This window comes from Luteimonas saliphila, assembly GCF_016774335.1.
GTDB lineage: Bacteria > Pseudomonadota > Gammaproteobacteria > Xanthomonadales > Xanthomonadaceae > Luteimonas > Luteimonas saliphila.
Genome location: NZ_JAETWA010000036.1, coordinates 178,508 through 203,177, shown reverse-complemented (window position 1 = coordinate 203,177; position 24,670 = coordinate 178,508). Strand labels below are relative to the sequence as shown.

At 70.0% G+C, this 24,670-nt stretch carries 25 protein-coding genes; 13 read left to right on the top strand and 12 right to left on the bottom strand.

Annotated features, from left to right (window positions below; genetic code table 11):
* Window positions 1-981: OmpA family protein (locus tag JMO03_RS10265; protein ID WP_202843025.1), on the top strand; the 981-nt coding region annotated here is incomplete at its 5' end.
* A 108-nt stretch (window positions 982-1,089) separates the two neighbouring features.
* Complete coding sequence (locus tag JMO03_RS10260) at window positions 1,090-1,644, top strand: hypothetical protein (RefSeq protein ID WP_238346053.1); 555 nt, start codon at window positions 1,090-1,092, stop codon at window positions 1,642-1,644.
* A 42-nt stretch (window positions 1,645-1,686) separates the two neighbouring features.
* On the opposite strand, the gene kbl is transcribed toward JMO03_RS10260, so the two are convergent.
* The gene (gene kbl, locus JMO03_RS10255) at window positions 1,687-2,880 is read right to left on the bottom strand and encodes a glycine C-acetyltransferase (RefSeq protein ID WP_202843024.1); all 1,194 of its coding nucleotides are present in this window, start codon (window positions 2,878-2,880) and stop codon (window positions 1,687-1,689) included.
* 70 nt (window positions 2,881-2,950) lie between these two features.
* On the bottom strand, window positions 2,951-3,358 hold the full coding sequence (locus JMO03_RS10250) for a hypothetical protein (RefSeq protein ID WP_202843023.1): 408 nt from the start codon (window positions 3,356-3,358) through the stop codon (window positions 2,951-2,953).
* A 98-nt stretch (window positions 3,359-3,456) separates the two neighbouring features.
* Between JMO03_RS10250 and JMO03_RS10245 the strand changes: the two genes are divergently transcribed.
* Window positions 3,457-3,777 (top strand): hypothetical protein, encoded by a 321-nt coding sequence (locus JMO03_RS10245; protein WP_202843022.1) that lies wholly within the window; start codon window positions 3,457-3,459, stop codon window positions 3,775-3,777.
* A 265-nt stretch (window positions 3,778-4,042) separates the two neighbouring features.
* Here the strand turns inward: JMO03_RS10245 and tdh are convergent, their stop codons facing one another.
* A complete protein-coding gene (gene tdh, locus JMO03_RS10240; protein WP_202843021.1) occupies window positions 4,043-5,077 on the bottom strand; it encodes an L-threonine 3-dehydrogenase in 1,035 nt (344 codons plus the stop codon).
* A gap of 156 nt (window positions 5,078-5,233) precedes the next feature.
* Between tdh and JMO03_RS10235 the strand changes: the two genes are divergently transcribed.
* The 6 genes from JMO03_RS10235 (at window position 5,234) to JMO03_RS10210 (ending at window position 13,001) form a co-directional block, all read left to right on the top strand.
* Window positions 5,234-7,405 carry a S46 family peptidase gene (locus JMO03_RS10235; protein ID WP_202843019.1) on the top strand — a complete coding sequence of 724 codons (2,172 nt, stop codon included), beginning with the start codon at window positions 5,234-5,236 and terminating at the stop codon, window positions 7,403-7,405.
* 120 nt (window positions 7,406-7,525) lie between these two features.
* On the top strand, window positions 7,526-8,173 hold the full coding sequence (locus JMO03_RS10230) for a histidine phosphatase family protein (RefSeq protein ID WP_202843017.1): 648 nt from the start codon (window positions 7,526-7,528) through the stop codon (window positions 8,171-8,173).
* Window positions 8,174-8,327: 154 nt separating this feature from the next.
* Window positions 8,328-9,623 (top strand): bifunctional tetrahydrofolate synthase/dihydrofolate synthase, encoded by a 1,296-nt coding sequence (folC, locus tag JMO03_RS10225; protein WP_202843015.1) that lies wholly within the window; start codon window positions 8,328-8,330, stop codon window positions 9,621-9,623.
* A 41-nt stretch (window positions 9,624-9,664) separates the two neighbouring features.
* Window positions 9,665-10,648, top strand: coding sequence for an SPOR domain-containing protein (locus JMO03_RS10220; protein WP_202843013.1), 984 nt, complete (start codon window positions 9,665-9,667; stop codon window positions 10,646-10,648).
* A 58-nt stretch (window positions 10,649-10,706) separates the two neighbouring features.
* Complete coding sequence (purF, locus tag JMO03_RS10215) at window positions 10,707-12,179, top strand: amidophosphoribosyltransferase (RefSeq protein ID WP_202843011.1); 1,473 nt, start codon at window positions 10,707-10,709, stop codon at window positions 12,177-12,179.
* Window positions 12,180-12,191: 12 nt separating this feature from the next.
* Window positions 12,192-13,001, top strand: coding sequence for a ferritin-like domain-containing protein (locus JMO03_RS10210; protein WP_202843009.1), 810 nt, complete (start codon window positions 12,192-12,194; stop codon window positions 12,999-13,001).
* Between the two features lie 126 nt (window positions 13,002-13,127).
* On the opposite strand, the gene lpxH is transcribed toward JMO03_RS10210, so the two are convergent.
* Entirely contained in the window at window positions 13,128-13,859 is a 732-nt protein-coding gene (lpxH, locus tag JMO03_RS10205) for a UDP-2,3-diacylglucosamine diphosphatase (RefSeq protein ID WP_202843007.1), read from the bottom strand.
* A 202-nt stretch (window positions 13,860-14,061) separates the two neighbouring features.
* Between lpxH and gltX the strand changes: the two genes are divergently transcribed.
* On the top strand, window positions 14,062-15,492 hold the full coding sequence (gene gltX, locus JMO03_RS10200; protein WP_202843006.1) for a glutamate--tRNA ligase: 1,431 nt from the start codon (window positions 14,062-14,064) through the stop codon (window positions 15,490-15,492).
* A gap of 31 nt (window positions 15,493-15,523) precedes the next feature.
* A complete protein-coding gene (locus JMO03_RS10195) occupies window positions 15,524-16,042 on the top strand; it encodes a transcriptional repressor (RefSeq protein ID WP_202843005.1) in 519 nt (172 codons plus the stop codon).
* 162 nt (window positions 16,043-16,204) lie between these two features.
* On the opposite strand, the gene JMO03_RS10190 is transcribed toward JMO03_RS10195, so the two are convergent.
* The 5 genes from JMO03_RS10190 to JMO03_RS10170 form a co-directional block, all read right to left on the bottom strand.
* Window positions 16,205-16,432: a hypothetical protein gene (locus JMO03_RS10190; protein ID WP_238346051.1), complete on the bottom strand. Its 228-nt coding sequence runs from the start codon at window positions 16,430-16,432 to the stop codon at window positions 16,205-16,207.
* A 146-nt stretch (window positions 16,433-16,578) separates the two neighbouring features.
* Window positions 16,579-16,944, bottom strand: coding sequence for a cupin domain-containing protein (locus tag JMO03_RS10185; RefSeq protein WP_202843003.1), 366 nt, complete (start codon window positions 16,942-16,944; stop codon window positions 16,579-16,581).
* Complete coding sequence (locus JMO03_RS10180) at window positions 16,941-18,170, bottom strand: MFS transporter (RefSeq protein WP_238346050.1); 1,230 nt, start codon at window positions 18,168-18,170, stop codon at window positions 16,941-16,943. Before JMO03_RS10180 ends, JMO03_RS10185 begins: the two co-directional genes overlap by 4 nt.
* Complete coding sequence (locus tag JMO03_RS10175; RefSeq protein WP_238346049.1) at window positions 18,170-18,640, bottom strand: MarR family winged helix-turn-helix transcriptional regulator; 471 nt, start codon at window positions 18,638-18,640, stop codon at window positions 18,170-18,172. The genes JMO03_RS10180 and JMO03_RS10175 overlap by 1 nt, the downstream gene beginning before the upstream one ends.
* Before the next feature lie 271 nt (window positions 18,641-18,911).
* Window positions 18,912-21,110, bottom strand: a complete 2,199-nt coding sequence (locus JMO03_RS10170) for a TonB-dependent receptor (RefSeq protein ID WP_202842998.1) — start codon at window positions 21,108-21,110, stop codon at window positions 18,912-18,914.
* Window positions 21,111-21,192: 82 nt separating this feature from the next.
* On the opposite strand from JMO03_RS10170, the gene JMO03_RS10165 reads away from it, so the two are divergent.
* Both JMO03_RS10165 and JMO03_RS10160 read left to right on the top strand, forming a co-directional pair.
* Window positions 21,193-21,603 carry a MerC domain-containing protein gene (locus JMO03_RS10165; protein WP_202842996.1) on the top strand — a complete coding sequence of 137 codons (411 nt, stop codon included), beginning with the start codon at window positions 21,193-21,195 and terminating at the stop codon, window positions 21,601-21,603.
* A gap of 120 nt (window positions 21,604-21,723) precedes the next feature.
* Window positions 21,724-21,909, top strand: coding sequence for a 30S ribosomal protein THX (locus tag JMO03_RS10160; protein ID WP_202842994.1), 186 nt, complete (start codon window positions 21,724-21,726; stop codon window positions 21,907-21,909).
* A 93-nt stretch (window positions 21,910-22,002) separates the two neighbouring features.
* On the opposite strand, the gene JMO03_RS10155 is transcribed toward JMO03_RS10160, so the two are convergent.
* Genes JMO03_RS10155 through JMO03_RS10145 form a run of 3 tightly spaced genes read right to left on the bottom strand, consistent with a single transcriptional unit; the run spans window position 22,003 to window position 24,621 of the window.
* Window positions 22,003-23,205 carry a dipeptidase gene (locus tag JMO03_RS10155; RefSeq protein WP_202842992.1) on the bottom strand — a complete coding sequence of 401 codons (1,203 nt, stop codon included), beginning with the start codon at window positions 23,203-23,205 and terminating at the stop codon, window positions 22,003-22,005.
* Window positions 23,206-23,222: 17 nt separating this feature from the next.
* The gene (gene hutI / locus JMO03_RS10150) at window positions 23,223-24,443 is read right to left on the bottom strand and encodes an imidazolonepropionase (protein WP_425491821.1); all 1,221 of its coding nucleotides are present in this window, start codon (window positions 24,441-24,443) and stop codon (window positions 23,223-23,225) included.
* Window positions 24,436-24,621: a hypothetical protein gene (locus JMO03_RS10145; RefSeq protein ID WP_202842990.1), complete on the bottom strand. Its 186-nt coding sequence runs from the start codon at window positions 24,619-24,621 to the stop codon at window positions 24,436-24,438. Before JMO03_RS10145 ends, hutI begins: the two co-directional genes overlap by 8 nt.
* Between the last annotated feature and the right edge of the window lie 49 nt (window positions 24,622-24,670).

The window sequence follows — 24,670 nt, the reverse complement described above, 5'->3', positions numbered from 1 at the left end:
CAGGAATTCGACGACCGCTGGTATATCAGTGGCTCGGCCGGCTACAACCTGCAGGACACCGACCGTCGTACCGATGACGCTTACGCGCTGGGCCTGGGACTGGGCAAGTTCATCAGCCCGACCTGGTCGGTGGAAGGCGCACTGAACTACCAGAATCCGAGTTTCAACCACAACAGCGACCTGCTGTGGAGCCAGTACGGCATCTCGCTGGACCTGCGCCGTCACTTCATTTCCGACGAGCGCAACTGGGCGCCCTATGTCCTGTTCGGGCTGGGTTACCAGCGCTCGGAAGAGGAATACGCCGCTCTGACCGGCACGGAGTCCCCGCTGCAGCGTGAGGACGGCAATCTGGCTGCCAAGGTGGGCGTGGGTCTGCAGGGCGACTTCAGCCGTCGCGTCGCGGTCCGTGCCGAACTGGCTTATCGCGCCGACTTCGACGACTCGAGCTATGCGGCCGAGTCCGGCGTGGACTCGTCGGGGTATCCGCACCAGCAGGAAGAGAGCTTCTTCGGCGATGTGATCGCGTCGATCGGCGTGTTGATCCCGCTGGGACCGGAGCCGACCCGGCCGGTGGCCCCGCCGCCGCCGCCGCCGCCGTCCGAGCCGGCCCCGCCGCCGCCGCCGGCCCCGATCACGATCGACCTGAACGGTGTGAACTTCGACTTCGACCGTTCGACGCTGCGTCCTGACGCGGTGGCGATCCTGAACGAGGCGGTCGAGATCCTGCGTCGTTACCCGGAGCTGCGGGTCGAAGTGGCGGGCCATACCGACCTGTGCGGTTCGGACGCCTACAACCAGAGCCTGTCCGAGCGCCGTGCGTCGGCGGTGTACGACTACCTGACCAGCAACGGCATCGACGCCGGTCGCCTGATGGGTCCTGTGGGTTACGGCGAGAGCCGTCCGCTGGAGCCGACGGCGCAGACGCTGCCGGGCTGCAAGAGCGAGGTCAACCGCCGTACCGAGCTCAACGTCCAGAACTGATCCTGGCGTTGCAATCGCTGACGAGGAAGCCCGGCCTATGCCGGGCTTCCTTTTTTTGTGCCTGCCTGCGCGCCTGTGGGGCCAGGCGTCGCGCTGCGCGACGCGCAGATGCTTGCCTGCATCGACCGCGCTGCTACACTCCGCCGCAATCAAGGCGAGGGAGTGAGGCGCATGCGCGCAGTTGCGATTCTGTTGTTGTCGATGGGTGCCCTGACCGCGCATGCCTCCACCCAGTGCCAGGGCACCGCCCTGCCGCAGCCGCTCGCGGTGCGGCCGACGGTGTTGTTGCCTGTGGCGGCCGGATTCGCGACCGTGAATCCGCAGCTTGGATCGCAGCGTGGGGTCCTGGCACCGGATCTCGACGAATCGCAGTCCGTCGACAACGTACTGTGGCGCCTGCGTGTCGAGGGTTGCAGCGTTGCAGTCGCGGTGCCCGCCACCGGGGCGGTGATCGCGCCCGGGGCGGCCGGCTACGTCAAGAAAACCGAACACGACAACACGCCGTACCGGTTCAACATGACCCAGAACGGTAAGCGCATGACGGCCGACGATTTCGATGCCTGGTTGCAGGCCAACGGCTACAGCGCCGGGCGCCGCGCCGCTCCCAATGTCGCCCCGGACGCTGCCGCGGCGCCGTCGCCGGTCGAGACGCCGGAGCAGTAAGCGGCGCAGGGAGGGGGTGAGCCCACGTCCCGACCCCCGGTTTCAGCCCTCCAGCACACCCAGCTCGCGACCGATGCGCGTGAACGCGTCGATCGCGCGGTCGAGTTGCGCGCGCGTGTGGGCGGCGGAAATCTGCGTGCGGATGCGCGCCTGGTCTTTCGGCACCACCGGGAAGAAGAAGCCGATCGCGTAGATGCCTTCTTCCAGCAGCCGCTGCGCGAAACGCTGCGTCAACGGCGCGTCGTACAGCATCACCGGGCAGATCGGATGCGTGCCGGGCCTGATGTCGAAGCCTGCTGCAGTCATCTTCTCGCGAAAATACGTGGTATTCGCGGCGAGTCGCTCGCGCAGGTCGCCCGCCGCATCGAGCATCTCGAACGCGGTGGTGCCGGCAGCGACCACGTGCGGCGGCAGCGAGTTGGAGAACAGATAAGGCCGCGAGCGCTGACGCAGCAGTTCGACCACCTCCGCGCTGGCCGTGGTGAAGCCGCCCAGTGCGCCGCCCATCGCCTTGCCCAGCGTGCCGGTGATGATGTCGATGCGGTCGAGCACGCCCTTGACCTCGGCCGAACCCCGCCCGGTGGCGCCGAGGAAGCCGGTGGCGTGGCATTCGTCGATGTGCACCAGGGCGCCGTATTTCGAGGCGAGCGCCACGATCTCGTCCAGCGGCGCGATGAAGCCGTCCATCGAGAACACGCCGTCGGTGGTGATCAGTTTCGTGCGGCAACCCGCGGCATCCGCGGCTTGCAGCTGCTTCTCGAGATCGGTCGTGTCGCAGTTGGCGTAGCGGAAGCGCCTTGCCTTGCACAGGCGCACGCCGTCGATGATCGAGGCGTGGTTGAGCGCATCCGAGATGATCGCGTCGTTCTCGTCCAGCAGCGGTTCGAACAGGCCGCCGTTGGCATCGAAGCAGGCCGCATAGAGGATCGTGTCCTGCTTGCCGAAGAACGACGCGATCGTGCGCTCGAGCTGCTTGTGCAGATCCTGGGTGCCGCAGATGAAGCGCACCGAGGCCATGCCGAAGCCGTGCGTATCGAGCGCGTCCTTGGCGGCGGCGATGATGTCCGGGTGGTCGGCCAGGCCCAGATAATTGTTGGCGCAGAAGTTCAGTACGGTCCGGCCGTCCTCCAGCGTGACCTCGGCGGATTGCGGGCCGGTGATCACGCGCTCGGACTTGAACAGCCCGGCGTCGCGGATCTCGTCGAGGGTGTTGGCGTAGCGTTCGGTCAGGGACATGCGACGCGATCCGGAAGGCGGGTGGTGCATTTTACCCGGCCCGCTCGGACACGGCTGCGCGGCGCGCGTCTCACCAGGCCTCCCACGCCGCCTGCAAGGCGGTCATGTCGGTCGGCAGCCCGTGCTGCGGGCCGGCGTCGGCCAGCCAGTCGGTGAAATCGACGCCGCTGGCCACTGCGGCGCTGATCGTGCCCAGGACGTGCGGATCGTGGCTGGCATCGATCAGGAAATCCGCAAGCAGCAGCGATTGCGAATAGAACATGCCGACCGCCGGCGCATCGGAGCCACTCGCCGTCATCACCTGCACACCGGAAACCGACCGGGTTCCCGCCTGGGCCTGCAGCAGCGCGCGCTTCTGCGCATTCACGGGGTGGGCCATGGTCAGGAACTCGGCGAGCGGACGGATCGCCGCGGATGCTTGACGCCAGGCGCCGAAGAAGTGGCGTTCGCGCGCCGTGCGCCCCGGAGTGTCTTCCATCAACACGGCCGAGGCCTCGTCCAGCCAGTCCGGGCAGGCGTGCCGTATTCGTCTGCCGACTGTTGCGCGTGTGGCCAGAACGCGGCGCGGTACTGCGCATGGCCGAGTTCGTGTCGCAGGATGTCGATGTGCTGGGTTTCGACCTGCGAGACGATCCCCTCGATCCTGTCCGCGTCCGCATCGGGCATGGCGCGACGCATGACCGTCTCGACCTGGGCGCGCTTGTCGGCCGGCGAAAGCCAGCTCTGGGCGAAACCCAGACCATGGGTCTGCGCGAATCGCTTTGCTCGCCGCTGAACGTCGAGCTCAGGACCAGAAGGCCGGGCGCAAGACTTCGTCCGAAGACGTGCTCGAACCGGGTGGCAGCGGCATCCAGTGCCTGCGCAGCCAAGCGGGCGTCCTCCCGCGAATCGGCGTAGGCCAGTCCATGCGCAGCCATCACGCAGACCGCCGCCGGCGGCTCGGCCACGTCCGGGTCCCTGCGCGCCCGTGGCGAATGCGGTGGGTAGCGCCGCCGCGAGGCCAGCCATGACGAGACAACCGGCGATTGCCCGTCCGTACCCCGTTCGCCACCTTCTGTGAAAAGCCGGAAAGGCGAGTCTGGGGCGGCGCGGCACGTCGTCGGACGTGCCATACGTCACCACGATGGGCGTGTCCGGTGAGGACGCCGCACGCACCGGCCACTCAACGCCAGTCGAGCACGACCTTGCCCGACTTGCCGGACTCCATCAGGTCGAAGCCCTTCTGGAACTCGTCCGCGTCGAGCTGGTGGCTCAGGACCTTGCCCAGCGGGAAACCCGACAGCACCAGCTGCGTCATCTTGTACCAGGTCTCGTACATGCGGCGACCGTAGATGCCCTGCACGGTGAGGCCCTTGAAGATGATGCGGTCCCAGTCGACGCCCGCGCCCTTGGGCAGGATGCCGAGCAGGGCGACCTTGCCGCCGTGGTACATGCAGTCGAGCATGTCGTTGAAGGCGCGCGGGTTGCCGCTCATCTCCAGGCCCACGTCGAAGCCTTCCAGGTGCAGGTCGGCCATGACGTCCTTGAGCGAGGCATCGGCGACGTTGACCACGCGCGTGGCGCCCATGTCGGCGGCGAGCTTGAGCCGGTAGTCGTTGACGTCGGTGACCACCACGTTGCGCGCGCCGATGTGCTTGCAGATGCCGGCGGCCATCACCCCGATCGGGCCGGCGCCGGTGATCAGCACGTCCTCGCCCACCACGTCGAACTCCAGCGCGCAGTGCGCTGCATTGCCGTAGGGATCGAAGAACGCGGCGAGTTCACTCGGGATCTGGTCGGGGATCGGCCACAGGTTGCTGGCCGGCATGACGATGTATTCGGCGAAGGCGCCATCGCGGTTCACGCCGATGCCCACGGTGTTCGGGCACAGGTGCTGCTTGCCGGCACGGCAGTTGCGGCAGTGTCCACAGACGATGTGACCCTCGGCGGAGACGCGCTGGCCGATGGTGTAGCCGCCGACGCCGGGGCCGAGCTCGGCGATGCGGCCGACGAATTCGTGGCCGATGACCAGTCCCGGCCTGATGGTGCGCTGACTCCATTCGTCCCAAAGGTAGATGTGCAGGTCGGTGCCGCAGATCGCGGTCTTCTCGAGCTTGATCAGCACCTCGTTGGGGCCGGGCGAGGGCACCGGCACCTGCTCCATCCAGATGCCCTTGCCGGCTTCGCGCTTGACCAGCGCCTTCATCATTCGGCCCATGGGATGAGCGTCGCCTCGTGGAAGACAGGTTGCGAATTATACGCCCGGGACCTTCGCGCCATTTCCGTGGTCGCGGCGCCCGGCCATGACCATCGTCATGGCTCGGCGACCACGCGAGTGGCTAGACTGCCCCTTTCCTGCCTCCCGGGTCCGCCCATGTCCAGCCTTCGTCGCCTCGCCGTCGCCCTGCCCGCCATCGCCGCTGCCGGCCTGTCGCACGCCCACGCCGCCGAGGGCATGTGGGTGCCGCAGCAGTTGCCCGAGATTGCCGCGCCGCTGAAGAAGGCGGGGCTGAAGCTGGATCCCGCCCAGCTCGCCGACCTCACCGGCGATCCGCTCGGCGCGGTGGTGTCGCTGGGCGGCTGCACCGCGAGCTTCGTGTCCCCGCAGGGGCTGGTGGTGACCAACCACCACTGCGCCTATGGCGCCATCCAGCTGAACTCGACGCCGGAGAAGAACCTCATGCGCGACGGCTTCAACGCCGCCACGCACGCCGACGAGATCACCGCCGGCCCGAACGCCCGCATCTACGCGCTCGATGCGATCACCGACGTGACCGAACGCGTGCAGGCGGCGATCGCCGCGGCGGCCGATCCGCTGGGACGGACCCAGGCGCTGGATGCGATCGAGAAACAGCTGGTCGCCGAGTGCGAGGCGGAGCCGGGCTTCCGGTGCAGGCTGTACAGTTTCCTCGGCGGCAATACCTACCGGCTGTTCCGCAACCTGGAGATCCGGGACGTGCGCCTGGCCTACGCGCCGCCCGGCAGCGTAGGCAACTACGGCGGCGAGGTCGACAACTGGATGTGGCCGCGCCACACGGGGGATTTCGCGTTCTATCGCGCCTACGTCGGTCGCGACGGCAAGCCGGCCGCCTTTTCCGTCGACAACGTGCCGTACCGGCCGAAGCAGTGGTTGAAGATCGCCGATCGTCCGCTGCAGGCCGGCGACTTCGTGATGGTGGCCGGCTATCCGGGACGCACCAGCCGCTACGCGCTCGCCGGCGAGTTCGAGGAGACCGAGCAGTGGACCTATCCGACCCTCGTTCGCCACTACCGGGCGCTGACGGCGCTGGTCGACGCGCGCGGCAAGGCCGATCCGGGCATCGAGGTGAACTACGCCAGCACCTTGCGCGGTTGGGAAAACGTGATGAAGAACTACGAGGGTCAGCTCAGCGGCTTCGAGCGCACCGGCGCGGCCGACGCCAAGCGCTCCGAGGAAGCCGCCGTCCTGGCGTGGCTGCGTACGCGCGGCGACGAGGGCGCGGCCCCGATCGCCGCGCACGAGCGGCTCGTGGCCCTGGACGCGGAAGAGCGCGCGACACGCGAACGCGACCTGGTCCTGCGCATGCTCCACAACACCGGTGCGATCTCCGCCGCGACCACGTTGTACCGTCTCGCGATCGAGCGCGAAAAGCCGGATGCCGAGCGCGAACAGGGCTACCAGGATCGCGACCTGCCCACGATCGAAGGTGGACAGCGGCAGATGGAGAAGCGCTATGTCGCTTCGATGGACCGCGAACTGCAGCGTTACTGGCTGAACGAGTACGTCGGGCTGCCCGAGGCGCAGCGGCTGCCGGCGCTCGACAAGTGGCTGGGCGGCCACGACGCCGCGGCGATCGACCGGGCGCTAGACGCGTTGGCGAAGACGGACATCGGCGACACCGACACGCGTATGGGCTGGCTGCAGGCCGACCGCAAGGCCTTCGAATCGAGCCGCGACCCGGCGATCCGTTACGCGGTCGCGATCATGCCCACGCTGCTGGAACTCGAGCAGCAGGGCAAGGCCCGCGCCGGCGAGCGGCTGATCGCACGCGCCAGCTACCTGCAGGCGGTCGCGGACTATCGCAGGAGCCAGGGCGGGTTCGTCTATCCGGATGCGAATTCGTCGCTGCGCATCACCTTCGGCAACGTCAAGCCCTACACCAAGCTCGACGGGACCGTGCAGCAGCCGTTCACCCGGCTCGAGGAGGTCGCGGCGAAGGCCACCGGCGAAGCGCCGTTCGATGCCCCGCAGCCGCTGCTCGACGCGATCGCCGCGAAGCGCCACGGCGGCCTAGCGGACCGCCGCCTGCGCACGGTGCCGGTGAACTTCCTCTCCGACCTCGACGTCACCGGCGGTAACTCCGGTTCGCCGGTGCTCGATGCGCGCGGCCGGCTGGTCGGGCTGCTGTTCGACATGAACTGGGAGGCGGTGGTCTCGAACTGGGTGTTCGACGCCGACATGACCCGCACGATTTCCGTCGACCAGCGCTACATGCGCTGGATCATGCAGGAGGTGCAGCCGGCGCCGCAACTGCTGCAGGAGATGGGCGTCGCGCCGAAGCGGTGACGGGCGCCGCAGCCGCGCCGTCATGGCGGATGCGGCGGCACCGGGCGCGCCGCATCGCTTAGACTAGGCGCCGCCCCGGTGAGCCGCGGGCGCATCGTCCACTCCGGAACCTGCTGCCGCATGAGAATCCTGCTTGCCCGCCATGGCGAGACGTCGTGGAACGCCGAAGGCCGTTACCAGGGCCAGGAAGACATCCCGCTGTCGCCGGTGGGCGAGAAGCAGGCCCGCCTGCTCGGCGAACGCCTGCGCGACGTGCGCATCGACAAGGCGGTCAGTTCGCCGCTGACCCGTGCCTACCACACCGCGCAGTACGCGCTGGGCGAACTGCGCGCGCCGATGCTCACCACCGAAATGGGATTCATGGAGATCGCGCACGGCAGCTGGGAAGGGTTGCTGGCGAGCGAGATCGCCGACCGCGACCCGGACCTGCTGCGGGCCTGGCGCGAAGCGCCCGACACGGTACTGATGCCCGGGGGTGGCGAATCGATCAAGCAGGTCTTCCGCCGCGCCTGGGAGGCGCTGGAATGGTCGGTCGAGGGGCTCGGCGCGCAGGATACGCTGTTGCTGGTCGCCCACGACGCGGTCAACCGCGTGCTGTTGTGCCACGTGCTGGGCATCCCGCTGTCGAGGTTGTGGACCTTCCGGCAGGCGCCGACCACGCTCAACCTGCTCGAGGGCGACGATCTCGAGAGTCTGGAGGTCGTGCGCCTGAACGATTGTTCGCACCACACCGCGTTCTTCGGCGAAGCGGTGCACCGGGCGCTGTAGCGCCTGCGAACAATCCGTTCCCGGGCGGTTCGCAGGCCGGTCCCGCCACCTTGCTCATTGCCATCGGCCGGGTCGCGCGCGATCCTGACAGCCACCCCGCGGGGCCTGCGGGAATTCCCGCCCTGTATCCGGGCCGACGCCCGGGACTTCGGACATGCCCACGACACTCTCCGACTGGCTCGCCCATATCGAGCGACAGCATCCGGCCGACACCGACCTGGGGCTCGAACGCGTGCGCAGGGTGGCGGCGCGCCTGGGCCTGGCGCGACCGGCGCGCCGGGTGGTCACGATCGCGGGGACCAACGGCAAGGGCTCTACGGTCGCCTTCGTCGAGGCGATCGCGCGGGAGGCGGGGTTGCGCGTCGGCGCGTATACCTCGCCGCACCTGCTGGCCTACAACGAGCGCGTGCGGATCGATGGGCGCGATGCGGACGACGCATCGCTGGCGGAAGCCTTCGCGGCCGTGGAAGCCGCGCGTGGCGACATGCCCCTGACCTATTTCGAGTTCGGCACCCTCGCCGCGCTATGGCTGTTCGCGCGCGCGGCGCTGGACCTTGCAGTCCTGGAAGTGGGCCTGGGCGGGCGGCTGGACGCGACCAACCTGGTCGACGCGGACGTCGCCGTGGTCACCACGGTCGACCTCGACCACCAGGACTGGCTGGGCGGGGACCGCGAGGCGATCGGTGCCGAGAAGGCCGGTATCGCACGCGCTTGGAAGCCGCTGGTGGTGGGCGACGACGATCCGCCTGCGAGCGTGCTGCGCCACGCGTACGCGATCGGTGCATCGGCGATCCGTGCCGGCAGCGACTTCTTCTTCGAGCGCGTCGACGACGCACGCTGGCGCTGGCACGAGCTTGACTACGCGCTGGAGCTGCCGCTGCCGGGGCTGTCGGCGCCGGTGCAACTGCGCAACGCCGCGGTCGCGATCGCCGCGCTGCGCGCGCTCGACATCGACGTTCCCGCCGACGCGATCGCCCGCGGCGTCGCCAGTGCGCGCCTGCCCGGGCGGCTGCAACGCTTCGCGCGCGAGGGCGTGGCGGTGTTCGTCGACGTCGGCCACAACCCGCAGGCGGCGCGCGAGCTTGCCGCATGGCTGCGCGCGACGCCGGCAGCGGGACGCACGCATGCGGTCTATGCCGCGCTCGGCGACAAGGATGCCGGGTCGGTGGTCGAGGCGTTCGAGAGCCTGGTCGATGCATGGTGGCTGGGCGGCTCGCTCGGCGCCGGGGCGCGTGGGATTGCGGTTGCCGTTCTCGCCGAACGCCTGCGCCAGTCCGTCGCGTCCGCCAGCCATGCAAGCCCCGATCCTGCAGCCGCGCTGGCGGCGGCGCTTCGGGCGTCGACGCCTGGCGACCGCGTCCTCGTGTTCGGATCGTTCCACGCCGCGGAGTCCGCCTTGCGGGCGCTGCACGGCGCGGGTTCAGAAGCGGGTGCGGACGGCGGCGTATAATCCGCGCGCCCACCGCTCTTGCCGAACCCGATCCGAACCCGATGGATGCCGGACTGAAACAGCGCCTGATCGGTGCGGCCGTGCTGGTCGCGCTGGCCGTGATCTTCCTGCCGATGCTGGTCAAGGGCCCCGCCCCCGACAGCGGCGTGTCCGACCTGTCGATGCGCGTGCCCGACGCGCCCGACGGCGAGTACAGGACCGTCGACCTGCCGCTCGTGGTGCCCGCCGACGCGCCGCAGGGCGGGGTGCTCGGTTCCCCGGAACCGATGGATGGCGATCCGCTGCCGACCGTCGATACCGCCAACCCGCCGCCCGACGCGCCGCGCCCGGACATCGAGGACGCGCCCGCAGCCGCGGAGCCCGTGCAGGCGCCGGCTCCTGCTGCCGCCGAGCCGATGCTGCCCGCCACGGCGGGTGGGGGCGACTATGTGGTGCATTTCGGCGCATTCGCCAACGAGCGCGATGCGCAGTTGATCGTCCGCCAGCTTTCCGGCGCCGGGCTGACCGCCTACAGCGAAGCCTTCACCTTGGACGGAAAACCGGCGCAGCGGGTGCGACTCGGTCCCTATGCCTCGCGCGAGGCGGCCGAGGCCGTCCGCGTGCGCGCCGCGCAGGTACGTGGCGATGTGACGCCGCGCGTGGTCGCGCTCGATGCGCCCGCGGCCAGCGCCGTCGCGACGCGCCCGCAGCCGCAGCCGCAGCCGATCACCCCCAGGCCGACCGAACCGGCGACGCCCGCCGAAGCGCCGAAGCCGGCCGCCACCGCGCCAGCCGCTGCCGCGACCTCCAGCGTCGGTTTCACGGTCCAGGTCGGCGCCTTCGGCAACGCCGCCGAGGCCACCAAGCTGCGCGACCGCCTGCGCGGGCTCGGTATCACCGCCTTCACCGACACGGTCACCACCGACAAGGGTCGCCTGACCCGGGTCAAGGCCGGTCCGGTGCCGAGCCGCGCGGACGCCGAACGCCTCAAGGGCGAGGTCAAGGCCAAGGCGGGCCTGGATGGAATGGTCCGTCCGCATCCTTGAGCGGGCGGGCCGCCGTCACCACGTTCCAACTCAGCAACAGCCAACGGGAATCGCAGCCATGTGCGGCATCATCGGCATCGTCGCCACCACCGAAGTCGCGACCGCGCTGTACGACGGCCTGACCGTCCTGCAGCATCGCGGCCAGGATGCTGCCGGCATCGCCACCGCCAACGGCACCCAGTTGCGCGTGCACAAGGGCAACGGCCTGGTGCGCGACGTGTTCGATGCGAAGACCATGCGCCTGCTCGAAGGCCGCGTCGGCATCGCCCACTGCCGCTATCCCACCGCCGGCAGCGAGGGCAGCGACGAGGCGCAGCCGTTCTACGTCAACTCGCCCTACGGCATCGCGCTGGCCCACAACGGCAACCTGATCAACACCGACATGCTGCGGCGCGAGGTGTTCGAGCAGGACCGCCGCAACATCAACACCCAGTCCGACTCCGAAGTGCTGCTCAACGTGTTCGCGCACGAGCTCGACAAGAGCCGCACGCTGACGCCGGAAGCCGCGTTCCGCGCGATCGAGGGTCTGGGCCGTCGTGCGCGCGGCGGCTACGCGGCGGTGGCGACCGTGCTCGGCCTGGGACTGGTGGCGTTCCGCGATCCGCACGGCATCCGTCCGCTGGTACTGGGCAAGCGCGAGACCGATGCCGGCAACGAATACGCGATCGCGTCCGAATCGGTCGCGCTCGACATCCTCGGTTTCGAGCGCGTGCGCGACATCGCGCCGGGCGAGGGCGTGGTGGTCACGCCGCGCGGCGAGCTGCACACCCGCCAGTGCGCCGAGCCGGCCGGCCACGCGCCGTGCATCTTCGAGTACGTGTACTTCGCGCGGCCGGACTCGATGATCGAGAACATCTCGGTGCACAAGGCGCGCATGCGCATGGGCGTGACCCTGGGCGAGAAGATCCTGCGCCTGCGCCCGGACCACGACATCGACACCGTGATCCCGATCCCCGACACCTCGCGCGACGCCGCGCTGGAGATCGCCAACGTGCTCGGGGTGAAGTACCGCGAGGGCTTCATCAAGAACCGCTACGTCGGCCGTACCTTCATCATGCCGGGGCAGGGCGAGCGGGTGAAGTCGGTCAAGCGCAAGCTCAACCCGATCACGCTCGAGTTCCGCAACCGCGTGGTGCTGCTGGTGGACGATTCGATCGTGCGCGGCACCACCTCGCAGCAGATCGTGCAGATGGCGCGCGACGCCGGCGCTCGCAAGGTCTACCTCGCCTCCGCGGCGCCGCCGGTGCGGCATCCGAACATCTACGGCATCGACATGCCGACGCCGGAAGAGCTCATCGCCCACGGCCGCACGGAAGACGAGATCGAGCGCATGATCGGCTGCGACTGGCTGGTCTACCAGGACCTGGCCGACCTCGAAACCGCGGTCGCCGGGCCGAAGTTCCCGGGCATGAAGTTCGACAGCTCCTGCTTCAGCGGCGAGTACGTCACCGGGGTGGATCCGGGCTACTTCGAGGGCATCAAGCAACTGCGGTCGGACGACGCCAAGCGCCAGCGCCGGCTCGCCCTCTGACGCCGCGCGGCGATGCTGACGCTGTTCGAAGCCGCACGCCAGTGCCTGGAGGCGGCGGCGATCGACGACAAGATCGCGTCGACGCACGCCCACGCGGCGGCGTTCGCGCGCGGCGAGCTGCCGATCCCGTCCGATGCGCCGCCTCCCGAACCGATCCGCATGCCAGGACGCCCGCCGCGTCCTCGGCTGGTGCATCCGCGCGAGCTGCCGCGGCGCGGCCTCGGCAGCGACCCGGGGCGCGCCGCGTTCGTCCATTCGATCGCGCACATCGAGTTCAACGCGGTCGACCTGGCCTGGGATGCCGTCTACCGCTTCCGCGGCATGCCTGCGGCGTTCTACGCCGACTGGGTGCGCATCGCCGACGACGAGGCGCGGCACTTCACCATGCTGCGTGCGCGGCTGCAGGCGCTTGGCCACGACTACGGCGATTTCGACGCGCACAACGGCCTGTGGGAAATGTGCGAGAAGACCGCGCACGATGGCATGGAGCGCATGGCGCTGGTGCCGCGCGTGCTGGAAGCGCGCGGGCTCGATGTCACCCCCGGCATGATCGTGAAGCTGCGCGCGGCCGGCGACGAGCACACCGCTGGCGCGCTGGAAACGATCCTGCACGAGGAAATCGCGCACGTCGCCGCCGGCAGCCGCTGGTTCCGCTGGTTCTGCGAGCAACGCCGCGTCGACCCGGAGCCCAAGTTCCGCGAGCTGCTGGCGCAGTACGCCCGCGCCGTCCTGCACGGTCCGTTCAATATGGAAGCGCGCGGCGCGGCGGGGTTCAGCGTCGAGGAACTCGAAGCCCTGCTGCAGGCCGCAGAAACCCCGTAGGAGCGCCTTCAGGCGCGACCCGCATAGCGCCGCAGCCACCCCTCGGGAGCGCCTGGCGCATGGCATTGGACCCCCGAACGGAGCTTGTCGAGCGGCGTAAGGGAGCGGTCGCGCCTGAAGGCGCTCCTACAGCGTGGCGAGGTGGAAGCCGGTTTCGTCGGCGCGCAGCACCGAGCCCTGTCGGTACCAGTCGCCCAGCACGATCCGGCGGCAGGCGCGACCGGCCACGCTCAGCGCGTGGATCCCCGGACGATGGGTGTGGCCGTGGATCGCGATGGCCACGCCGTAACGCAGGAACAGGTCCTCGACCGTCGCAGCGGCGACATCGGTGATCGTCTCCATCGTGCCGTCCCGCTTCAGGTCGCCCTGACGCGCCATGCTCGCGGCGCGGGCCTGCGATGCGAACGCGATCCGCGCTTCCAGCGACTGCGCAAGGAACTGTTGCTGCCAGGCGGGATCGCGGGTTTGCGCGCGGAAGGCCTGGTAGGCGGCGTCGTCGGTGCACAGCAGGTCGCCGTGCGACAGCAGCACCGGTTCGCCGCCGACCACGACGACGGCAGGATCGGGCAGGATCCGCATGCCCGCTCGCCGCGCGTAGGCCTGTCCGACGAGAAAGTCGCGGTTGCCGTGCTGGAAGAACACCGGAACACCGGCATCGGCGAGCGCACGCAGCCGCTCCGCGACGAAGACACCGGCCGGCGAGGGATCGTCGTCGCCGACCCAGGCCTCGAACAGGTCGCCGAGGATGTAGAGCGCATCGGCACCGCGCGCTTCGCCCTGGAGGAAATCGCCGAACAGGCGGGTGATCTCCGGGCGCGCGGGATCCAGGTGCAGGTCGGAGACGAACAGCGTGGTCATCCGCGGGAGTCTAGACCCTGAACCGGTCCGCGCACCGTGCCACCCGTCATCCCGCGCCATGCGGCGGCGCGGTGCCGGCGTGGAATCAGCGCCGGGCTTCGGGACGAGCGGCGATCTCGGTGCCGGTGCAGGGTGCGGAGCGGACCTGCTTTCCGGGATGCCGGTAAAATGACGCGCTTCCCGTCCCGGCCCGCGCCCGCCCATGAGCTGCCGTACCCGCTTCGCCCCCAGTCCCACCGGCTACCTGCACATCGGCGGCGCGCGCACCGCGCTGTACTGCTGGCTGGAGGCGCGCCATCGCGGCGGCGAGTTCGTGCTGCGGATCGAGGACACCGATCGCGAACGCAGCACCCAGGCGGCGATCGACGCGATCCTCGACGCCATGGCCTGGCTGGGACTGGACTACGACGAAGGCCCGGTCTACCAGACCCAGCGCCTGGACCGGTATCGGGAGGCGGCCGAGGGCCTGGTGGCGCAGGGCAAGGCCTACTACGCCTACGAGTCGAAGGCCGAGCTCGACGCGATGCGCGAAGCGGCGATGGCAGCGGGCGGCAAGCCGCGCTACAACGGCGCGTGGCGCGATCGCGAGGAAACCGCCGACTACCACGCATCGCGCAGGGACGATCCGAACCGCGTCATCCGTTTCCGCAACCCGCTACACGGCGTCGTCGCCTGGGACGACAAGGTCAAGGGCCGGATCGAGATCGCCAACAGCGAACTCGACGACCTGGTGATCTTCCGCCCGGACGGCTACGCCACCTACAACTTCGCGGTGGTGGTCGACGACATCGACATGCGCATCACCGACGTGGTGCGCGGCGACGACCACGTCAACAATACCCCGCGACAGATCAACCTCTACCAAGCCCTCGGCGCCCCGGTGCCGGCGTTCGCGCACCTGCCGATGATCCTCGACGAGCATGGCGCCAAGCTGTCCAAGCGCACCGGCGCGGCCGATGTGATGCAGTATCGCGACGCCGGCTACCTGCCGCATGCGCTGCTCAACTACCTGGTGCGCCTGGGCTGGTCGCATGGCGACCAGGAGATCTTCAGCATCGAGCAGATGCAGCGGCTGTTCGCGCTCGAAGGCGTGAACGCGAAAGCCGCGCGGCTCGATCCGGCCAAGCTCGGCTGGCTCAACCAGCAGTACCTCAAGTCCGACGATCCGGCGGACGTGGCGCGACACCTCGAATGGCACCTGCGCCGCTGTGGCTACGATCTGGCGAGCGGCCCAGCGTCCGCCGACATCGTGGTCGCGCTGCGCGACCGCGTGCAGACGCTGAAGGACATGGCCGAGCGCGCCGCGGTCTGGTTCGGCCCGCTGACGCAGTACGACGACGCGGCCGTGGCCAAACATCTCAAGGCCGGCGCCGAGGCTCCGCTGCGGGACGCGCGCGAACGCCTCGCCGCGCTGCCCGAATGGACGGTCGAGACGATCGGCAATGCCCTGCATGCGACGGCCGAGGCGCTGGGCCTGGGCATGGGCAAGGTCGCGCAGCCGCTGCGGGTGGCGATCACCGGCACCCAGATCAGTCCCGATATCGCGCATACGGTGTTCCTTGCCGGCCGCGGACAGGCGTTGACGCGCATCGACGCGGCGCTCGATCGGATGCCGGCGGGCGGGGCGGGTTGAGTCGGCGGGCGTCCGGCACCATCATCCGACCATGGGCACCCACGACCACGCCTGCATCGACCCCACCCATCACGTCCACGACGCCCATGCCTTCGTGCGCGTGGTGGAACGCGCCTGCCAGGAGCGCGGGCTGCGGCTGACCCCGATCCGCGCGCGCGTGCTGGGCCTGATCGCGCAGGCCGGCCGGCCGGTGAAGGCCTACGACCTGCTGGACATGGTGCGCGCGGGCGAGGGTGCCGGTGCCGACGCGCCGCCCACTATCTATCGCGCCCTGGATTTCCTGCTGGCCAACGGCTTCATCCACAAGCTGCAGTCGGTCAACGCCTTCGTCGCCTGCCACCATCCCGACAGCGCGCAGCATTCGGTGCCGTTCCTGATCTGCGACCGCTGCCACAATGCGGTCGAGCTCGAGGATGCGCAGGTCGTCGCCTCACTCGACGAACGTGCGCGTGCGCTCGGCTTCGTGCCCCAGGCGCAGACGCTGGAAGTCCACGGCTTGTGCGCGGAGTGCGCGGAGGAGGACAACAGTTCGGGTACGGTTCGCGCATGATCGACCCGGGTAGCCGCCCGCCGTCGGATGACGGCACGCGAAACCGGGCGCGCGGCGCGATGACGGACCAGTGCCCGCGCGCCGCAGACGGCACGTAGCGCGCAGGTATCGCCGGGGCCAGCTGCGATGTCTGACTCGGCAGGGACGGCCCGCCGCCGCGCTTCAGGACCGGTCGCGCTCGTCCCTGGCGTCCGCGCGCATCTTGCGGCGGATGAACAGGGCCGTGAACAGCGGCAGACCGAGGATGATCAGGGCGCCGATGATGGTCAGCCAGCCGACCGGTTCGGTCAGCATTTCGCGCAGGATCGGGTGCATGATGGCGCCGCTCCGTCTCGTTGGAACCCGAGCAGCGTAGGCGGCGCCTGCCGGCACCGCATTGCGTGCGATCAAGGAGCGTCCCCCGGCAGCGGAGAACAATCGGGAGTTTCGCCCGGGCTGCCGTATTCGGGCCGCAGGCGGTTGCGGTGCGGGTCGTGGCGCGGATCGGCAAGGGGACGCTGCCGGAAGCAACGGCCTCGGGGAGGTCGGCGTACCGCTCAGATCGTCCGGCGCAGCGCCGCCGTGGCGGGATCGCCCGTGTTCGGCGTCCCGGTGGGCTCGATCAGCAGCAGGTGCGCTTCTTCGTCGGCCACCGGCCGGTGCCGCATGCCGCGCGGCACGACGAACAGCTGTCCGGGCCCGAGTTCGACGACAGCATGCGGCAACTCGATCCGCAGCCGGCCGGCGAGCACCAGGAACAGGTCGTCGGTATCGTCGTGGCTGTGCCAGACGAATTCGCCCTGCACCTTGACCACCATGACATCGTGGCCGTTGAACGTCGCCACCGTGCGTGGCTGCCAGTGCCCGTCGAAGCCGGCGAGCTTGCCTGCGAGATCGATGGCGTGCGGCGGGTCGTGGCTCATGCGGGTTGCTCCTGGGGAAAGGGTCGCGGCGGGGATTCGCGGATCGGCAGGTTGAACGCCGCCGCCAGCAGCGCCAGCACGATGTCGGCGTACCACATCCAGGTGTAGTCGCCGAGATGGGCGATCGCCAGGCCGCCGAGCCAGGCGCCGAAGAACCCGCCGACCTGGTGCGAGAGCAGGGTGAAGCCGAACAGCGTGGCGAGGTAGCGCGGACCGAACAGCTTGCCGATGATGCCTGCGGTCGGCGGCACCGTCGCCAGCCAGGTCGCGCCGAGGCCCGCGGCGAACAGGTAGAAGGTCAGCGGCGTCGGCGGCGACACCAGGTACAGGCCCACCAGCAACGCGCGGCTGGCATACATCAGCGCCAGCAGCGACTTCATACGGTAGCGCTGCCCGAGCCAGCCGACCGCGAGGCTGCCGCCAATGTTGCACAGCCCGATCAGCGCCAGCGCGGTCGCGGACACGGTGTCGGACAGGCCGCACAGCGCGATTTCGGTCGGTAGGTGCGTCACCAGGAACGCGATGTGGAAGCCGCAGGTGAAGAAGCCGATGTGCAGGCACCAGTAACTGCGGTCGCGGGCGGCGACGCGCAACTGCGCGCGCAGGCCGTCGTCCTGCTGCAGCGGCGTCGCGACGCCCGCTGCGGGCGCCGCCGACGCACGCTTGCCGCGCAGCGCGCGGGCGAGCGGCAGCGTGGCCAGCGCGGCGACCGCCATGGTCCACATCGCGGCCATCCAGCCGAACGCGCCGATGATCGCCTGGGTGACCGGCGCGAACACGAACTGCCCGGCGGAGCCGCCGGCATTGATCACACCGGCGGCGAACGAGCGCTTGTGTGCCGGCGTCGCCGCGGCGGTCGCGCCGATCAGGACCGAGAAACTGCCGGCGCCGGCGCCCGCGGCCGAGAGCAGCCCCAGCGTCAGCACCAGGCCCCAGCCGGATGCGAGTACGGGTGCCAGCGCCATGCCGGCGAACAGCAGCAGGCCGCCCACGACCAGGACGCGAGCGGGTCCGCGCTGGTCCGCCCACGCGCCGAACGCGGGCTGCACCGCGCCCCAGACCAGTTGCCCGACCGCAAGCGCGAAGCTGATGGCGACGATGCCGAGGCCCGTATCGGCCGCGAGCGGCTGCACGTACAGGCCCAGCGACTGGCGGATGCCCATCGTCACCAGCAGGATCGCGGTCGCGGCGAGCACCAGCGGCCAGTAGCGTGGCGTGCCGGTCATCATCCCGGCGCCACCACGCGAGCGGTGGCCGCGTCGATCTGCGCATGCAGGTTGGCGAGTGCTCCGTGGCCGCCGACCAGCGCTTCCACCTCTGCCTGTACGGTGCGCCAGAGCGGGTGGGCGCGTGCGATCCGGCGCTTGCCGCTGGCGGTCACGACGAGACGTCTGCGGCGCGCGTCCTCGCAGGCGACGCTGCGCAGCCAGCCGGCATCGACCAGGTGCTTGAGGTCGCGGCTCAGCGTGCTGCGATCCATGCCGAGCTCGGCCGCGAGGCTGCCCACGGAATGCGGGGCGCGGTCGGCGCGACGCAGGATCGAGTACTGGTTGACGTTGAGCCCCGCTGGCGCCAGCGCGGCATCGTAGCGCTGCGACAGCAGCCGGCTGAGCTTGCGCAGTTGGAAGCAGGTACAGGGCGAACCCGTGGTGGCGGGATCGTCGGCGGGAGCGGGCGGGGTCGGCGCCATATACATGTATATACACGTATTCCGGCGACAAGGGAACGGCGTGGGGTCAACCCGGGCGTTCGGGTGTCCTGGCTGCGAAGGAACGGTCGCCCGGGGCCGTGCCGGCGCCGCATGCCTGGGCAGGGGGGGCTGGCGCCGTGCCGCGGAACGCCATGTCGCTGGAACTGGGCGAGACCTCGCCGCGACCGCTACCGGGCGCCGGCGCCCACCGCCCCGGTGCGATGCCGCAGTCGCGCGGCATCGCACCGGATGAAGGCGTCGGGTCCGTCGCCGGCGCTCAGAAGAACAGGCGCACGCCGGCCGCGACGCTGCGGCCGGGCAGCGGCGCCAAGTCGCGCAGGAACGAGGTGTGCGGCCGCGCTTCCTCGTCGAGCAGGTTGGTGCCATCCACGAACAGCTCGAGGGCACGTCCCGAGGCGGTGTCGAGATGCCAGGCGAGGTTGGCGTTGACCAGGGTGTACCCCGGCGTTTCGTCCTCGTACTCGGCAACGCGGTCCTGGCGTGCGTAGCGGATGGCGCCGATGCCGGCGCGCCACTGTCCACCCTCCCATCGCAGTTCGGTGCCGGCGCGCCACGGCGCGAGTCGGGGCAGGTTGCCGTCCTGCGCGAGATCGACGGTGTAGTTGTGGAAGTGGTCGCCGTGCGGGACCGCGAACGACACCTCGCGCGTGCCTTCGCCATCCAGCCGCCCGCGCACCGCGTCGCCGAAACCGCGTAGCGTCCAGCGGCCCGTGCCGTTGTCGAGGAAGGTCCACTGCAGGTCGAGCTCGCCACCGGTGAAGCGCGTGTCCGCCTGGTTCCAGACGCGCGCCGGCGTGCCGCCGTCCTCGACGCCGGTATCGGCGAGATAGATGAAGTCGCGGTAGTCGACCGCATACACGGAGGCGCCGAACTTCAGTGGGCCGTGATGCCAGTGCAGGCCGATCTCGGCGCGGTTGGCCGTTTCGTTGCGCAGGTCCGGGTTGCCGAATTCGTAACTGCGCGTGGCCACGTGCAGGCCATTGGAGTAGAGCTCCTCCGCGGTCGGAGAACGCTGCGCGCGGTCGAGGCCGAACGACAGATGCAGGTCCTCGCCGAAGTGCCAGCGCGCCGCGGCCGATAGGCTGGTGGCGGAGAAGTCGCGCGACGGGCCGATCGCCTCGTCCTCGTCGACATCGATGCGGTTGCGATCGTGGCGGGCGCCGAGCTCGAGGTCGACCGTGCCGAACGTACGCGTGCCGATCCAGAACAGGCCGACGTCTCGCGATTCCGACGCAGGCACGAAGGCCTCGTCGCCGATCGCGAGGAAATCCCTGGTCCACGCCTGCAGTCCGAAGGCGCCGTCCCATCCGGCCCAGTCGCGATGCACCAGTTCGGCGCGCAGTTCGGTGCTGTCGTTGTCGAACACGGTGCCGATGGCATCGCCTTCGTACTCGGTATGGGTGTACTCGGTGCGCGCGAGCTTCACCCGCAGCGTGTCGAAAGCGCCGAGTCCGTCAAGGCCGCCCCGTACCTCGTAGCGGCGCTGGTCCATGACGATGTGCACGCCTTCGTCCGCGTGCGACTCGTGATCGTCCTCGTCGTCGTGATCGTCGTCGTCGTGGTCGTGCCCGTCTTCGTGCGCGTGTCCAGGCACGCCGTAGCGGGTGTTGAACAGGCTGGCGCCGACGCCGAGGAAACCGCGTTCGCCCACCCACGACACGCCGAGCGCGGCGCTGTCGGTGCGCACGAAGCTGTTGGGCAAGGTGCCGTAGGCCCCTTCTCCTTCGTGGCCGTGATCGTCGTCGTCGTCGCCGTGTTCGCGCTCGCGCAGCGCCGCGCTCTCGGCATGGCCGGGGATGTCGTAGTCGCCGGTCTCGCGATGCAGTGCGTCGAGATGGAACACGAGATTGCCGGAGGCCGAGGTGCCGTCCAGCCGCAGCATGCCGGTACGCTCGTCGTTGCCGCTGCCGGCGCGCAGTTCGGCGCGACCCTGCAGCGGCGTTGCGGTGGCGCGTTCGGGGATGCGGCCGTCGACCACGTTGACCGCGCCGCCGATCGCGCCACTGCCGTACAGCAGCGTCGACGGCCCCTTGAGCACCTCGATCTGGTCGGCCAGGAACGGCTCGATCGACACCGCATGGTCGACGCTCACCGTGGACACGTCGCCGGAGGCCAAGCCGTCGCTGAGCACCTGAACGCGCGCGCCGTCGAGTCCGCGGATGATCGGGCGGCCGACGCCGGGGCCGAAGTACGACGACTGCACGCCGGGCAGGTGGCTGACCGTCTCGCCCAGCGTCGCGGCCTTGGCCTCGTCGAGCCGTGTGCCGGCGAGGACTTCGACCGGCCGGGTGAGGTTCTCCGCGGTGCGGGGAAGGGGCGTGGCGCGCACCACGACCTCGTCCAGGTCCTTGACCTCGACGTGTCGGGGATCGTCCTGGGCCATGGCGGAAAGGGCGGAGAGGGCGAGCAGCAGGGCAACCGACAGGCGGCAGGGAGCGGGAAAGGCAGCGGGCATGGGGGTGTGAAATCCGGCGAGGGGAGGTGATGTTATAGTATTACGGTCCGATCCCGGTCCCGCTGTCAACACCCCGAAGGTCATGTCCCCAAGGCAACGTCATCGCTGGCTCGACCGCTTCGGCGCCGCAGGCTCGCTTGCCTGCGCCGCGCACTGCGCGCTGCTGCCGCTGCTGATCGCGGCGTTGCCTTCGCTCGGCCTGGCCGTCTGGCTCAGCGATGGTGTCGAGTTCGGCTTCGTTCTGTTCGCCAGCCTGCTCGGCGTGTTCAGCCTGCTATGGGGCTACCGCCGCCATCGCGCGCTGCGTGCCCTGGGCCTGCTGCTGCCGGGTCTGCTGGTGCTGTGGCTGGCGGTGCTCTACAGCCCCCTGCACGAGTCGGTGGTGCCGCACGCGGTGGCGATGACCCTGGGCGGCACGCTGGTCGGGCTCGGCCACCTGCTGAACCTGCGGCTCAACCACGGTCACGTACACGACGCCACCTGCGCACACTGACCGGCGCGCCCGCCATCCGTTCCGGCGTCCACCTGCGTGATAGACTTCGCGACCTCGCGCGATGCGCGGCGGCTCGCGGGCCGTATTTCCAGCGAATTCCGAAGATCCAGGAGCACGACGATGGGCAAGGGCGACCGCAAGACCGCCAAGGGCAAGCGCTACACCTCCAGCTACGGCAACGCGCGTCCGAAGGCCGTGGCCAAGGCCACGGGCAGCGCCGCCGCGCCGGTGGCCAAGGTGGCGAAGACCGCGACCAAGGCGCCCGCCAAGAAGGCGGTGAAGAAGGCGGCCGCGAAGGGCGAGTGAGCCGTTCCGTCCGGATGTGGTGAAAGAAAAGCCCCGCGATGCGGGGCTTTTTCATGGGAATCGGACAATGCCCTGGGACACGGGGCGTTCGAGTCAGCGCTGGCGCCGCGCGCCCGCCTCCACCTCGCGCCAGACCCGGAGCAGGTTCTCGCCGAGGACCTTGCGGATGTCCCCGTCCGAATAGCCGCGCGCCTGCAGGCCGGCGACCAGATTCGGGAAATCCGCGACCGAGCGCAGCCCATCGGCGAGTTCGCCGCCGACACCGTCGAAGTCGGAGCCGATGCCGACGTGGTCGACGCCCATCAGCTTGACGCCATGGTCGATCTGGTCGAGTACCGCGGACAGCGGTGTCGACGGCGTGGGATGGTCGCGTTCCCACGCCGCCTCGAATGCCGCGGCATCCTCGGTCGGCTTGCCGGCGGCGGCCAGTTCGGCGTTGCGCCGGTCGAACTCGGCGCGCGCGCGGAACCGCGCCTGCATGTCGGTGGCGGCCTGCGGGTTGACGAAGGCGGTGCCGAACGGCACCTGCACCACGCCGCCCCTGTCCGCGATCGCGCGCGCCAGCTCGTCGCTGATGTTGCGCTCGAAACCGGGCGTGAAGTGGCGGAACGCGGAATGGCTGGCGATCACCGGCACCGTGCTCAGCTCGATCGCCTGCGCGGCAGCCGCGTCGGACACGTGGGAGACGTCGACCATGATCCCGAGCCGGTTCATCTCGGCCACGACCTGGCGGCCGAAAGGGCTCAGTCCGTCCCATTTGCGCTCCACACCATAGGAAGAATCGGAGATGCGGTTGGCGGCGCTGTGGGCGAGGGTGATGTAGCGGATGCCGCGATCGAAGAATGCCTGCACCTGGGCGAGGTCGTCGCCGAGCGGCGCGCCGTTCTCCATCCCCAGCGGCAGCAGTACGCGGCCGCCTTCGCGCAGGCGCTCGACGTCGGCGGGCGAGGTCAGGATCGCGAACTTGTCGGGATGCCGCTGCACCAGCGCCTCGACCGCATCGATCTGCGCATGCGCCGACTGGCGGGCCCGGCCCTGCTCGTCCTCGCGCGCCGAGGTGTAGATCGACATGAAGGCGACGTCCAGCCCGCCCTGGCGCGCGCGCGGGTAGTCGAACTCGCGGTCCGGCGCGGCCACGCCGAGGTCGGCCCAGGTCTCGGAAAGGATGCCGGGGGCGTCGATATGGGTATCGACGATGGTCGCGTCCTGAGCGAGGCCCCGCGCGTCGTCGTCGGCATGCAGTGGCGCCGAGGCGAGGATCGAGAGGGTGACGGCGAGGGTGGCGCGCAGCGACATTCGGAGGTCTCCGTGGGTCAGGACAGTCTTCGGCCGCCGGCATGGACGGCGCATGCCAGGGTGCCGCCCAGCCAGTAGCACAGTTCGGCCGGACGGGCGATGTTCCAGTGGACGAAGTCGGCACGCAGGCCGACGCGAAGCACGCCACGATCGCCGAGCCCGAGTGCGCGCGCGGCGTTCACGGTGGCGCCGCGCAGCGCCTCTTCCGGCGTCAGGCGGAAATGCGTGCAGGCCAGTTGCATCGCCTGGCGCAGCGACAGCAGCGGCGAGGTGCCCGGATTGCAGTCGGTCGCGACCGCCATCGGCACGCCCTGCGCGCGGAATTCCGCCAGCGGAGGCAACTGGGTTTCGCGCAGCACGTGGAAGGCGCCGGGCAGCAGGACGGCCACCGTGCCTGCGCGCGCCATCGCGCTCACGCCCGCGGGCGAGGTGTACTCGACGTGGTCGGCCGAGATGCCGCCGAACTCCGCGACCAGGGCTGCACCATTGCCGTCGCCGAGCTGGTCCGCATGCAGTTTCACCGGCAACCCGAGTGCGCGCGCCGCTTCGAACACGCGTCGGGTCTGGGCGAGGCTGAAGCCGATCCGCTCGGCGAACGCGTCGACCGCGTCCACCAGGCCTTCCTCGTGCAACGGCGGCAGCCACTCGCACACGCGGTCGATGTAGTCGTCGGCGCGCCCGAGGTACTCGCGCGGCAACGCATGCGCGCCGAGGAAGGTGGTACGCACGTCGACGCCGAGCGACTGGCCGATGCGGCGCGCCACGCGCAGCATCTTGCGTTCGTTGTCGAAGTCCAGGCCGTAGCCCGATTTGATTTCCAGGGTGGTCACGCCGTCGCCCAGCAACGCGCGGGCGCGCGGCAGCGACTGCGCCAGCAGCTCGTCCTCGCTGGCGTCGCGGGTCGCGGCCACGGTGGAGCGGATGCCGCCGCCGCGGCGCGCGATTTCCTCGTAGCTCACGCCCTGCAGACGCTGTTCGAACTCGCCGGCGCGATCGCCCGCGAACACCAGGTGGGTGTGGCAATCGACCAGGCCGGGCGTGATGCAGCCGCCGTCGGCCTCGACCACCGTCGCGGCGATCCGGTCGGGCTCTCCCGGCAGGTCGCGGCGCCGCCCCGCGAAGGCGATCCGGTCGCCGCGCCAGCCGAGCGCGCCGTCCTCGATTTCCGCGTAGCCGGCATCGCCCTCGAGCGTGGCCAGGCTGGCGCCGACGATCAGCCCGTCCCAGACCTCAGTCACCCCCGCCTCCGCCATCGCCGCCATCGCCTCCGACATCGTGGTCGCGGCCCGCGGAACCGCCGCCATCGCCATTGCGGCTGCGTCGCGCACCGGGCGAGCGCAGGCGCTCGCGCGACTTCAGCACCACCACGATCACCGCGATCAGCAGCAGGGCGACGATGGCGATGGACTCGAACATACCGGAAGCGGCCTGTGAACGGGGGCGCGAGCGCGTTAGCCTAGCGCAC

Excerpts from the sequence above, each read along its gene's own strand:
- JMO03_RS10145 (WP_202842990.1), bottom strand. The coding sequence starts at position 24,621 with ATGTTCGAGTCCATCGCCATCGTCGCCCTGCTGCTGATCGCGGTGATC.
- JMO03_RS10230 (WP_202843017.1), top strand. The coding sequence starts at position 7,526 with ATGAGAATCCTGCTTGCCCGCCATGGCGAGACGTCGTGGAACGCCGAA.
- JMO03_RS10160 (WP_202842994.1), top strand. The coding sequence starts at position 21,724 with ATGGGCAAGGGCGACCGCAAGACCGCCAAGGGCAAGCGCTACACCTCC.
- JMO03_RS10260 (WP_238346053.1), top strand. The coding sequence starts at position 1,090 with ATGCTTGCCTGCATCGACCGCGCTGCTACACTCCGCCGCAATCAAGGC.
- JMO03_RS10220 (WP_202843013.1), top strand. The coding sequence starts at position 9,665 with ATGGATGCCGGACTGAAACAGCGCCTGATCGGTGCGGCCGTGCTGGTC.
- JMO03_RS10235 (WP_202843019.1), top strand. The coding sequence starts at position 5,234 with ATGTCCAGCCTTCGTCGCCTCGCCGTCGCCCTGCCCGCCATCGCCGCT.
- JMO03_RS10250 (WP_202843023.1), bottom strand. The coding sequence starts at position 3,358 with ATGGAAGACACTCCGGGGCGCACGGCGCGCGAACGCCACTTCTTCGGC.
- JMO03_RS10180 (WP_238346050.1), bottom strand. The coding sequence starts at position 18,170 with ATGACCGGCACGCCACGCTACTGGCCGCTGGTGCTCGCCGCGACCGCG.
- JMO03_RS10210 (WP_202843009.1), top strand. The coding sequence starts at position 12,192 with ATGCTGACGCTGTTCGAAGCCGCACGCCAGTGCCTGGAGGCGGCGGCG.
- folC (WP_202843015.1), top strand. The coding sequence starts at position 8,328 with ATGCCCACGACACTCTCCGACTGGCTCGCCCATATCGAGCGACAGCAT.
- JMO03_RS10165 (WP_202842996.1), top strand. The coding sequence starts at position 21,193 with ATGTCCCCAAGGCAACGTCATCGCTGGCTCGACCGCTTCGGCGCCGCA.
- kbl (WP_202843024.1), bottom strand. The coding sequence starts at position 2,880 with ATGTCCCTGACCGAACGCTACGCCAACACCCTCGACGAGATCCGCGAC.
- JMO03_RS10245 (WP_202843022.1), top strand. The coding sequence starts at position 3,457 with ATGGCCGAGTTCGTGTCGCAGGATGTCGATGTGCTGGGTTTCGACCTG.
- JMO03_RS10175 (WP_238346049.1), bottom strand. The coding sequence starts at position 18,640 with ATGTATATGGCGCCGACCCCGCCCGCTCCCGCCGACGATCCCGCCACC.
- gltX (WP_202843006.1), top strand. The coding sequence starts at position 14,062 with ATGAGCTGCCGTACCCGCTTCGCCCCCAGTCCCACCGGCTACCTGCAC.
- purF (WP_202843011.1), top strand. The coding sequence starts at position 10,707 with ATGTGCGGCATCATCGGCATCGTCGCCACCACCGAAGTCGCGACCGCG.
- JMO03_RS10195 (WP_202843005.1), top strand. The coding sequence starts at position 15,524 with ATGGGCACCCACGACCACGCCTGCATCGACCCCACCCATCACGTCCAC.
- JMO03_RS10155 (WP_202842992.1), bottom strand. The coding sequence starts at position 23,205 with ATGTCGCTGCGCGCCACCCTCGCCGTCACCCTCTCGATCCTCGCCTCG.
- lpxH (WP_202843007.1), bottom strand. The coding sequence starts at position 13,859 with ATGACCACGCTGTTCGTCTCCGACCTGCACCTGGATCCCGCGCGCCCG.
- tdh (WP_202843021.1), bottom strand. The coding sequence starts at position 5,077 with ATGGGCCGAATGATGAAGGCGCTGGTCAAGCGCGAAGCCGGCAAGGGC.
- JMO03_RS10185 (WP_202843003.1), bottom strand. The coding sequence starts at position 16,944 with ATGAGCCACGACCCGCCGCACGCCATCGATCTCGCAGGCAAGCTCGCC.
- JMO03_RS10170 (WP_202842998.1), bottom strand. The coding sequence starts at position 21,110 with ATGCCCGCTGCCTTTCCCGCTCCCTGCCGCCTGTCGGTTGCCCTGCTG.